Below are 10,246 nucleotides of genomic sequence, written 5' to 3'. Positions count from 1 at the left end.
GTGGACATCGGCAAGATCCCAGAGCTGAAGGGCATTCGGGTCAACGGCGGGATCGGCATTGGGGCGTACACGACGTATCACGAGCTGGAGCAATCGTCGGAGCTGGCGCAGCGCGTGCCGATGCTGGTCGAGTGCGCGCAGAGCGTCGGCGATCCGCAGGTGCGCAGCCGGGGCACGATCGGCGGCTCGCTGGCCCACGCCGATCCCGCCGCCGATATGCCCGCCGTGGTGCTGGCGCTCGGCGCGCAGATGCGGGCGGTCGGGCCGAGCGGCGAGCGGACGATCGCCGCCGACGATTTCTTTGTCGAGATGCTCCAGAGCGCGCTGGATCAGGGCGAGATCTTAACCGAGATCAGCATTCCGCAGATCTCTGGGCGCGTGGGCATGGCCTACGAGAAGTTCAAGCATCCGGCGTCGGGCTACGCGATCGTCGGGGTGGCGGCGCTGCTGCACCTGGGCGATACCGGCAGCGTCGCCGCCTGCCGCATCGCGGTGACGGGCGCTGGTCCCAAGGCGCAGCGCGCGACGCTGGCCGAGAATATGCTGCTCGACAAGCAGCCCTCAGCCGACAGCATTGCGGCGGCAGCCGAGCAGGCGTCGAGCGGGCTGGAGCTGATCGAGGACATCAGCGCCTCCGAGTCGTATCGCGCGCATCTGGCGCGGGTGCTGGCGAAGCGGGCGCTGACCAGGGCGCTGGAGCAGGCACAATAACGATGGCTGGAAGCGGAGGGCACGGCTTGCAACGTCGCAGGCTGTGCCCTGCTGTGAAGGAGTCGTCAGCTAAGGAGTTTCACGTTTTGTCGATCCGACCTACGTCTCAGGCCTTTTGGCGAATCCGGCAGCGCTGTCTGCTGCCTGCGCTGCTCTGCCTGCTGGTCGCGTGTGGCGGCCCTGCGCTCCCCGCCGACCAGCCCATGCCGAGTCCGTCGCCACAACCGGCAGCGTCCAGCGCCTCCGCTCAGCTTACGCCGACCGCCGAGCCTGTACCAACCATGCTGCCGACGGCTGTCGAAACCAGCGCCGCTACCAGCACACCGCCCGCGCCCGCCGTGACGAGCACCGCCGCCGTAGATCAGTCCGGCGGCGAGATCGCCTACGTCGAGGACGGCAACATCTGGCTGCTCGATCTGGCGAGCGGCGAGACGCGGCAGCTAACCGGCGAGGGCCAGAGCAGCAGCCCGGCGTGGTCGCCGGATGGGCAGACGCTCGCGTTTGTGCGGCTCTACGACGGCAATCCCGAAATCGCGACGATGCGCGCGGATGGATCGGACCTGACCCGTGTCACGAGCACGCCCGCCGACGAGCTGTATCCTGCGTACTCCCGCGACGGCGCGCTCTTCTTCACGCGGCGCGCGCAGGCCGACGAGGCAGAGATCGAGGTGGTCCGACGCGATGCATCGGGAGCCGAGACGGTGGTCTATACGCAGCCCGGCGGACTGTGCCGCGCGGCTCATCTGAGCGTGGGATCGGAGACGCAGGTGGCGCTGTCGATCGGCTGTGGGCGGGGCTATAACGCCTTTTTCATCGATCTGGCGACCAGCACGACGATCGACATCAGCCAGGAGTACGCGCCGACAAGCTGCGTCTACCAGGCGACCTGGGCACACCAGCAGCCGCGTCTGGCGGCGATCACCGCGCTGGATTGCAGCCCGCAGATCAACACGGGCATCTCGGCGCTGAATCTGGCGGGCGCAAAGCCGCTGATGGAGGAGGTCTTCACCAACCGCGAGATCGTGGCGATGGACTGGTCGCCCGACGACCGGGCGCTGGTCTTTGCCAGGAAGGGCCTTGAGGAAGATCTGGCCGGTCTGTGGATCGTGCCGACGACCGGCGGCGCACGCGAGCCGCGACAGGTGCTCAAAGCGGGCGATGAGCCAGCCTGGAGGCCGGCGCAGCGTTGAGGGCTAAGGCGTTGATCCCGTCGTATCCACGGATGACGGGGTGAGGGTTGGGCCGATTGACAGGCTTTGTGCTACGAGGTCTTTGTAACTGCTGTTCTTCGAGGCGTCTCCTGCGCTGCGGTCCCCAAGCGCGAATGGCTGCCCATTGGTAAAGCTCCGCAACAGTCATAAACGAGATGGCTAATGTCTGCTCATTCAAGTAGGGCGCATAAGCAGTTGCGTGTGTCACCTTTCAGGAGATACGAAACGATATTTGTGTCGAGTAGTAAGACGCTCATGCTCTATGAAACCGATCCGCATGGCGCTGCTGCTCGATGTATGCAACCATATCGTCCACTGTCTCGCCCTCCGGCCAATCGTCAAAAACGAGGTCGGAAATATCACGAACAGGCTGGATGGCCTGCGCCTGTATCAATTGGTCAGGCGTTTTTGGCTGCCAGAAGTCAGCTATTAGGGGTGGCTGATAGCTCTGGTGCAAGAACTGCGATACGGCACTGATAAGCTCGACCTGTTCTTGCGGCGAGAGCACCTGCGCTTCGCCAATAAGATGCTGTAGGTTTGCCGTCATAGATGCTCCCTCTCATGTTCTCAAGCGATGAGTTTATCGTAGCATGAGCTAGACCAGCCTGGCAAGGTTTTCATGAATCGATTGCGCTATTGACGTGAGCATCCGCGCTACTGCTGCCTGCCCGGCTGGAGCATGTAGCCGATCCCGGCGACGGTGATGATATACTGCGGCTCGGTCGGGCTGCGCTCGATCTTCTGGCGCAGACGATGCACAAGCTGCTTGAGCAGCTGCCGATCGCCGACGCCGCGATAGCCCCACACATGGCTGGTCAGCCGCTCGGCGGGGATCGTATGCGTGGCGTTCGCCAGCAGGTATTGCAGCAGCCGGAATTCGAGGTTGGTCAGGCGAATCGGGGGGCTGCTGCCGATGCGAGCCGTCTGATCTTCGACGTTGAGATGCAGATCGCCTGCGGAGAGCGGCGCGGGGCGCTCGATCTCGGACCGGCGCAGCAGCGCGCGCACGCGAGCCAGCAGCGTACGCGGGCTGAACGGCTTGGCGAGATAGTCGTCCGCGCCCAGATCCAGCCCGTGGACTATATCTTCCTCGCCGCTGCGGACCGTCAGCATCATGATCGGCGTGGTAGAATCCGCGCGAATGCGGCGGCAGACCTCGAAGCCGCTCAGCCCCGGCAGATTCACGTCAAGGATCACCAGATCGGGCTGCTCGCGCTCGAACACGGCCAGTGCGCCCGGCCCGTCGTCGGCTGTGAGCACGAGATAGCCAGCCTGGCGCAGCGCGAAGCCGATCAAGCCCTGTAGCTCCAGATCGTCGTCAACGACTAATAGTTTCATGGGTCTGCTCCTGCGGCAAGATAACCTCGATGCGCGTGCCGCTATCGGCGCTCTGAACCGCAATCCGCCCGCCGTGGCGCTCGACGATCGACTTAGTGATCCACAGGCCGAGGCCCACGCCGCTCTGCTCCGGCTCCTCGTCGGAGGAGCGCACGAAACGCCCGAAGAGCGCAGGCCCGGCATGCTGCGGCATGCCCGGCCCCTGATCTTGCACCCACAGCGTGACGGTCGTCCGATCGACCGCGCCGCCGATCCGAATCGTCGAGCCGGGCGGCGCGAATTTGTTGGCGTTCGCCAGCAGATTGACGAAGACCTGCGTCAGGCGCGGCGCGTCGCCGGAGATCACCGGCAGCGGATATGGTAATTCGACGACCACATCCTGGCCGCGCTGATCGATCAGCGGATGCGCCAGCTCAAGCGCCGACTCGACGACCTCGTCCAGCGCGACGGGCCGGTGGCGGATCGTGGACTGGCCCGACTCGATGCGTGCGCTCTCCAGCAGATTATCGATCAGTTGCGTCAGACGCAGCGTGCCGCGCTGGAGCGCCAGCACCAGATGGCCGATCTGATCGATCGTCAGATCGGGGAGTTGATCGAGCAGCAGCTCGATCGAGGCAAGCTGCGCCGACAGCGGCGTGCGGAACTCGTGCGAGATATTCGCCAGCACGCTATCGCGCAGCCGCCGCGTCGCCTCGATCTCAGTCTCGTCGCGCAACACCTGCACCTGCTGCTCCTCCTCTGGCTGCGCGCTGGTGATCACCACCGTTCGGCGCTGTCCGTCGCGCAGCAGCAAATGCTCGGTCGCGCGCGCGCCGCCACGGAAGCGCGCATGGACGATCGGGCACTGCTCCTCACAGGGCCGCACGCCGCCGGGACCTTGAGGATTGAGCACATCGCCGCAGAAGCGCCCGATCGCCGCGTGCGCCTCGACGCCAAGCAGCGCGGCGGCCTGGGGATTGAGATAGCGGATGCGGCGCTGGCGGTCCACGGTAAAGACGCCCTCGACGATGCCCGTGACGATCGCCTGAGCCTCCGCCTGCTGCCGCCGCAGATCGGCGGTAAGCTGAAGCAGATGCCGCCGCATCTCGTCGAGCGTCGTCGCCAGTGTGCCGATCTCCGCCCCCGAAGCGACCGGCACCGGCGTTGCCAGATCGCCGTGTCCGATCCGCTCCGCCGAGACGGTTAGCGCCTGAAGCGGCTGTCCGAGCCGTCGCCCGATCAGCAAGCTTGCCAGCGCCGCCAGCGTAGTCACCAGCAGCGCCAGCACGAGTAGCGTCTGGACCAGCTTTTGCAGCGAGCGGGTAACGCTGCTGGTCGGCATCGTAATCTCGACCAGTCCCACCGTATCGCTGCCAAACGCGCGCACGGGCACAACCGCGACGTAGCGGCTCTGCGCGTCGATGCGCGCTGCGGCTGGCTCGCCGGTTGTAAGCGTCTGCTCGCGCAGCGCGGCATGTGGCGGAGCGCTCGTCCGTGCTGTTTGCCGGTTGACGATCGCCGTGGGCAGGCTTAGCTCGGCGCTCAACGCCTGGGCAAAGGTCGCATCGAGCAGATGCGCGACGATCACGAAGCTGCCGGGCTGTTCGGGAAGGCTGGCCCACGCGCCGAGGATCAGTGGATCGTCGGGCTGTGCCGGGTGGAGGAAGCGCATCTCGTCATGCTGCCGGGCCGCCCAGATCGCGCTCCACGGCAGGTCCGCGCCGCTCCGCGCGACGATTCGCCCATCACGGAGCACGGCGCTGCCGCTAAGCTGGCTGGTCTGCTGGAACTGCGCGAGAAACGTCGCCAGAGCCGGTGCGTCGTCGTTCCGGAGCATGCGGTGCAGCGTGGGCCGCTCCGCCAGCAGCCGCGCCGAGGTCAGCGCATCGTCTCCGGTCAGCACGATCTCCTGGCGGGCGATCAGCCCGGCCTGCGAGACACGGGCCAAGGCCTGCTCATCGGCAAGCTGCTGAAGCAGCCGCACGGCCACAAAGGCAACGCCGGTGACAGCCAGCAGCAGCAGCCCAACGTTCAGGCCGATGAGCAGCGTGCTGAGGCGTAACCGGCGGATGAGATTCTGCATGAGGGTTCAAGCTACCAACGGCAACCACTATTCTGTACAACTGTCACTGAATGATAGCACGATGCGCGGCGAATGCTAGCGATGAAACGTACTGCGTCGGGAGAACAGGCATGGTCATGCATAGCCATAAGGCTGCGACACTGCGACGCGACAGCCATGTTAAGCTGTACGTGTCGCAGTGTCCGTCAGTTGCAGCAACCGCGCGGAGCCGCTCTCAGCGCTCCCTGCGCCGCAGCAGCTCAGCGCCCAGCACCAGCAGGAGCGAAAACAGCCCCAGCACCAGCGCCGCGCTATACGCCCCAGTATACTGCCGCTCGTCAAGCGCGCGAAAGACGTACATCGTCGCCGTCTCGGTGCGGCCCTGCACGCCGCCGCTCACCACCAGCACCGCGCCGAACTCGCCCAGTGCGCGGGCAAACGTCAGCGTCAGGCCGTAGATAAAGCCCCAGCGCAGCGCCGGAAACGTCACCAGCCGGAAGCTTTGCCAGCCGCTCGCGCCGAGCGTGGCGGCGGCCTGCTCCTGCTCGATCCCGAACGCCTCAAGCACCGGCATCAGCTCGCGGACCATGAACGGCAGCGTGACGAAGAGCGTCGCGATGATCATGCCCGGCAGCGCAAAGGCGATCTGGATGCCGGTTGTCTCGATCAGCGGCGCGAACAGGCCACGCCGCCCAAAGAGCAGAATCAGCATCAGGCCCGCGATCACCGGCGATACCGCGAAGGGCAGATCGATCAGCGCGTTGAGCAGCCGCCGACCGGGAAAGCGATGCCGCACCAGCACCCAGGCTACAGCGGTGCCGCAGATCACATGGACGACGATCACAATGCCCGCGATCAGCAGCGTGCGCCAGAAGGCCGATAGCACGTCGGGATCGCTCAGCGCGCCGAACATCGCGCCAATGCCCTCCGCGAACGCCCCGGCGATCAGCGCACCGATCGGGGCCAGAATCAGCAGCGCCATGTAGCCGACGACAATGCCGATCAGCACGCGCCGCCGCCAGATCTCAAGCGTCGTCGCCGGACGCGCGCTATGCGCATCGATCATCGTGCTCATCGCGGCTCCTCCTGCGCGCGCCGGGCGCTCCGTGGCTGAAGATAATCGACCAGCAGCACCAGCGCAAAGGCGATTGCCAGCATCACCACCGAGATCGCGCTCGCGTCGCGCTGGTTGCCCGCCTCGATCTCGCCATAGACATAGACCGCCGCCGTCTGCGAGCGCAGCGGCAGATTGCCCGCGACGATCACGATCGCGCCGAACTCGCCGATCGCTCTGGCAAAGCTGAGCAGCGTGCCGCTGATCAGCGGCATCGCCAGCGGTGGCAGCGTCACCCGCCGGAAGATGGTCCACGCGCCCGCGCCAAGCGTGGCCGCCGCCTCCTCCTGATCGCGATCGAGCGCTTCCAGCACCGGCTGCACCGTGCGCACCACGAAGGGAAAGGCCACGAAGAGCAGCGCCAGGATGATCCCCGGCGGCGCGAAGATGATCCGCAGGCCAAGCGCCCGGTCGAGCCAGGAGCCGAGGGCGCTCTGCGGCCCGTACAGCACCACCAGCGTCACGCCCGTGACCAGCGTCGGGATCGCAAACGGCAGATCGATCACGCCGTTGAGCAGCGCCTTGCCCGGAAAGGTGTAGCGCACCAGCACATAGGCCGTGAGCGTGCCCATCACCGCATTGATCAGCGCCATGATCGCGGCGGTCCACAGCGTGAGCTTCAGGGCGTGCCACGCGACTGGCTGCGTGAGCGACTCCCAGATGCCGCGTAGTCCGTCCTGCAAGCCGTAGCGCACGATCACCGCCAGCGGCAGGATCAGCATAACCGTCAGGTAGGTCAGCGCGACCGCGCGCACGCTCCAGCGGCCCCAGGGCCGCGCCGACGGCTCCTTGATCGGATACGGGCGAGTTGACGTAAGTGTGGTCATTGGCCTTGCACCTCGGCGATAGCGCGCGTGTAGGTCCCGCTCTCGCCAAAGAAATCGGGCGTGGCTTTCGCCCAGCCGCCAAACTCCTGTACCGTCCACAGATCCTCGACCGCCGGATAGCGATCGGCGGTAGCTTTGGCAACCTGCTGATCGAGCGAGCGCAGGCCGTACTCGGCGAAGACCTGCTGCGCCTCCTGGCTGTAGAGGAACTCCAAGAACCCCTCCGCCACCTCGCGCGTGCCGTGCTTGTCCACGTAGGTATCGACCAGCGCGATCGGATTTTCGATCAGGATCGTCGAGCGCGGGATAACCAGATCCATCTTCTCGCCGCTCTGCTGCGCGACCAGCACCTCGTTTTCGTAGGTGATCGCGATATCGCCGACACCTTTCTCGAAGTTGGTGATGCTCTCGCGCGCGCCTTTGTCGAGGACGCTCACGTTTTTGAGCACCGCCTTGAGAAACGTCGTCGCGGCTGCGTCGTCGTTCTTGGGCACGTCCTGCACAAAGCCGCGCCGCGCCGCGCCGTAGAGCGCCAGCATATTCCACATCGCGCCGCCGCTGGTCTTGGGATTGGGCGTCAGCACCTCGACGCCCGGCTTCGCCAGATCGGCCCAGTCTTTGATCTGCTTGGGATTGCCCTCACGCACCGCGAACGCGACGATCGACGTGCTGATGATGCCGTTGTCCTTTCTGGCCTTCCAGTCGTGCGTGATCAGGCCAGCATCCGCGATACGGGTGATGTCGGCCTCCAGCGACAGCGCGGCAATATCGGCCTCGAAGCCCTCGACGATCGCCCGTGATTGCGCGCCCGACCCAAGATACGACTCCTCGAACTTGACGGTCTGGCCCGTCTGCTGCTTCCAGCGCTCCTGAAAGATCGGGATCAGCTTTTTGTATGCTTCGCGCGGCGTGGTGTACGCGCCCAGGGTCAGCGTTAGCTCTTTGCCGCTGGCGGGAGCGCCAGATGCCGCGCTGCCGGGCGCTGCGCCGCAACCAGCCAGGATGCCGGTCAGGAGCAAGGACAGGATCAAAAGTGCGATGCACTTGTTCATCGAATAGCCTCCTCTAGCATGGTTGCACGGCTGTAGCTCACGCGCGCCGTGCCGGCGGCGTAGCGCGAGCGGACGATCAGCACGGGATGCTCGGTAGCCTGGCCCAGAAGCTGCGCGACCACTCCGGCGAACGCGCCGCGCCTGTCGCGGCTGCTCAGAGGCGCGCCCAGCACCAGCAGGTCATGGCCGCCGTCGCGCATCTCGGCAATAATCTCGTCGCGCACCTGCCCGGCGCGAATCACCGTCCGCGCGGACACGCCGAGCGTTGCCAGGGTCCGCGCACCGGCTGCCAGAAAGCGCTCGGCTCGCTCGCGCGCCTGATCGTGCGAATCATCGTTTGGCACCACCGAGAGCAGCGTCGCGTCGGCTCCCACGTGCCGCGCCAGCCGTCCCGCAAAGAGCACATCCTCTTTGCCGGGCTCGCCGCTGGCGACACAGATCAGCAGGTGCGTGGGCGTTGGCTGCGCCCTGGGCACCAGCAGCAGATGATGCTCTCCTACCTGAAGCATCTGCTCCGATAGCTCGATGTCCTGCTGTGCTGACACGCCTAGCACCACCAGATCGTAGGGGTTGCGCTCGGTTTCGCGCGCGACCGCGACCGCGGGCGGCTCGACGGTAGCAAGCGTGTCGAGCGCGGGCAGGCCGCTGCCAAGCTGCTCGCGGGCCGTCTGAAGCTGCTGTTGCAGCGTCGCGGTGTGCTTGCCGTAGCCCAGCAGCGTCGTGCGCGCGTGTGCCAGCCGCGCCAGTTGACCGCCGACGGATAGCGCCGCCGAGCTGTCCATCGCTTCATCGGCGACGATCAGGATATTCAGGCCGGGATGCGTCAGCGCGTGAATCCGCCGCACGCCGACCCAGACCTGCTGGCCGGGTTGGAGCGGCTGACTACGCGCCTGATCCTGGGTGCGCGCCGCGTCGACCAGGATCGTGTCGCTGCCAAAGGGCGGGGCCGGAGCGATCGGACGAACGCGGGGCAGCGGTGGCAGCCGCAGCCGCAGCCGCTCGAACGAGCCGACGAACGTGATCTGCTCGATCTCAGCCTGGCCCAGCGTCGCGCCGATAGCCGGAGCGTCCGCCAGAGTCAGCGTTACGTCTTCGGGCCGGAAGAGCACCTGCACGCGCTGGGTAGCACCGTTTTGTCGCGCCTCGGTTTCCAGCGGAAAATGCAGCGGCCCGACACACACGCCCTGCGGGGTACACTCGCCGAGCAGCAGGTTGGCCGTGCCCAGAAACGTGGCGACAAACTCGGTCTGTGGCCGCTGGTACAGCTCGGTTGGCGGCCCGACCTCAAGCAGCCGACCGACGTTCATCACGCCCAGCCGATCGGCCAGCTCGAACGCCTCCTCCTGATCGTGGGTCACAAAGATCGTGGTCGTGCCCAGCTCGCGCTGAATCAGCCGCAGCGTCCGCCGCAGCTCCGTGCGAATCTTGGCATCCAGCGCGCCAAACGGCTCGTCGAGCAGCAGCACCGCTGGCTGATGCGCGAGCGCGCGGGCCAGCGCCACACGCTGCTGCTGGCCGCCCGAAAGCTGGTGCGGCATGCGATTGCCCAATCCCGCCAGCCCCACCAGATCCAGCAGCTCGTCGCGCTTGCGGCGGCGCTCGGCGGCGGCAACTTTGCGAATGCGCAGCGCAAACTCGATGTTGTCGGCGACCGACATGTGGCGGAACAGGGCGTACTGCTGAAAGACAAAGCCGACGTTGCGCTGCTGCGGCGGCAGATGGGTCACGTCGCGGCCATTGAGCAGCACCCGCCCGTGGTCGATCCCGGTCAGGCCCGCAATCATCCGCAGCACCGTGCTTTTGCCGCTGCCGCTCGGCCCCAGCAGCACGAAAAACTCGCCGTCGGCGATCTCCAGCGAGGTGTTGTTGACGACTGGATGGCCTTCGTAGCGCTTGGTCAGATGTTCAAGCACAATTGACATACGCTCTCCTCGTCGGGTAGCATCTCGGTT

At 66.0% G+C, this 10,246-nt stretch carries 9 protein-coding genes; 2 read left to right on the top strand and 7 right to left on the bottom strand.

The annotated features are described in order from the left end of the window. Together VFZ66_07920 and VFZ66_07915 are read left to right on the top strand one after the other, a co-directional pair. A partial coding sequence (locus tag VFZ66_07920; GenBank protein HEX6289103.1) for an FAD binding domain-containing protein occupies positions 1–711 on the top strand: 711 nt, incomplete at its 5' end. 86 nt (positions 712–797) lie between these two features. Then, a complete protein-coding gene (locus tag VFZ66_07915; protein ID HEX6289102.1) occupies positions 798–1,901 on the top strand; it encodes a hypothetical protein in 1,104 nt (367 codons plus the stop codon). Positions 1,902–2,175: 274 nt separating this feature from the next. Here the strand turns inward: VFZ66_07915 and VFZ66_07910 are convergent, their stop codons facing one another. From VFZ66_07910 to VFZ66_07880, 7 genes are all read right to left on the bottom strand, one after another. Further along, on the bottom strand, positions 2,176–2,469 hold the full coding sequence (locus VFZ66_07910; protein ID HEX6289101.1) for a hypothetical protein: 294 nt from the start codon (positions 2,467–2,469) through the stop codon (positions 2,176–2,178). Positions 2,470–2,576: 107 nt separating this feature from the next. Next, positions 2,577–3,260, bottom strand: coding sequence for a response regulator transcription factor (locus VFZ66_07905; GenBank protein HEX6289100.1), 684 nt, complete (start codon positions 3,258–3,260; stop codon positions 2,577–2,579). Beyond that, a complete protein-coding gene (locus tag VFZ66_07900) occupies positions 3,241–5,322 on the bottom strand; it encodes an ATP-binding protein (protein ID HEX6289099.1) in 2,082 nt (693 codons plus the stop codon). Before VFZ66_07900 ends, VFZ66_07905 begins: the two co-directional genes overlap by 20 nt. 214 nt (positions 5,323–5,536) lie before the next feature. Continuing rightward, positions 5,537–6,376, bottom strand: a complete 840-nt coding sequence (locus VFZ66_07895) for a sulfate ABC transporter permease subunit (GenBank protein ID HEX6289098.1) — start codon at positions 6,374–6,376, stop codon at positions 5,537–5,539. Further along, positions 6,373–7,242, bottom strand: coding sequence for a sulfate ABC transporter permease subunit CysT (gene cysT / locus VFZ66_07890; GenBank protein ID HEX6289097.1), 870 nt, complete (start codon positions 7,240–7,242; stop codon positions 6,373–6,375). Before cysT ends, VFZ66_07895 begins: the two co-directional genes overlap by 4 nt. Further along, the gene (locus VFZ66_07885) at positions 7,239–8,294 is read right to left on the bottom strand and encodes a sulfate ABC transporter substrate-binding protein (GenBank protein HEX6289096.1); all 1,056 of its coding nucleotides are present in this window, start codon (positions 8,292–8,294) and stop codon (positions 7,239–7,241) included. The genes cysT and VFZ66_07885 overlap by 4 nt, the downstream gene beginning before the upstream one ends. Further along, entirely contained in the window at positions 8,291–10,216 is a 1,926-nt protein-coding gene (locus VFZ66_07880) for an ATP-binding cassette domain-containing protein (protein ID HEX6289095.1), read from the bottom strand. Before VFZ66_07880 ends, VFZ66_07885 begins: the two co-directional genes overlap by 4 nt. Between the last annotated feature and the right edge of the window lie 30 nt (positions 10,217–10,246).

Source organism: Herpetosiphonaceae bacterium, from assembly GCA_036374795.1.
Lineage (GTDB): Bacteria > Chloroflexota > Chloroflexia > Chloroflexales > Kallotenuaceae > LB3-1.
The sequence above is the reverse complement of the archived record's forward strand: the minus strand, read 5'-3'. Positions and strand labels throughout refer to the sequence as shown.

Coding starts and splice junctions, on each gene's coding strand:
- VFZ66_07885 (HEX6289096.1), bottom strand. CDS start 8,294: ATGAACAAGTGCATCGCACTTTTGATCCTGTCCTTGCTCCTGACCGGC.
- VFZ66_07895 (HEX6289098.1), bottom strand. CDS start 6,376: ATGAGCACGATGATCGATGCGCATAGCGCGCGTCCGGCGACGACGCTT.
- VFZ66_07905 (HEX6289100.1), bottom strand. CDS start 3,260: ATGAAACTATTAGTCGTTGACGACGATCTGGAGCTACAGGGCTTGATC.
- VFZ66_07880 (HEX6289095.1), bottom strand. CDS start 10,216: ATGTCAATTGTGCTTGAACATCTGACCAAGCGCTACGAAGGCCATCCA.
- VFZ66_07910 (HEX6289101.1), bottom strand. CDS start 2,469: ATGACGGCAAACCTACAGCATCTTATTGGCGAAGCGCAGGTGCTCTCG.
- VFZ66_07900 (HEX6289099.1), bottom strand. CDS start 5,322: ATGCAGAATCTCATCCGCCGGTTACGCCTCAGCACGCTGCTCATCGGC.
- cysT (HEX6289097.1), bottom strand. CDS start 7,242: ATGACCACACTTACGTCAACTCGCCCGTATCCGATCAAGGAGCCGTCG.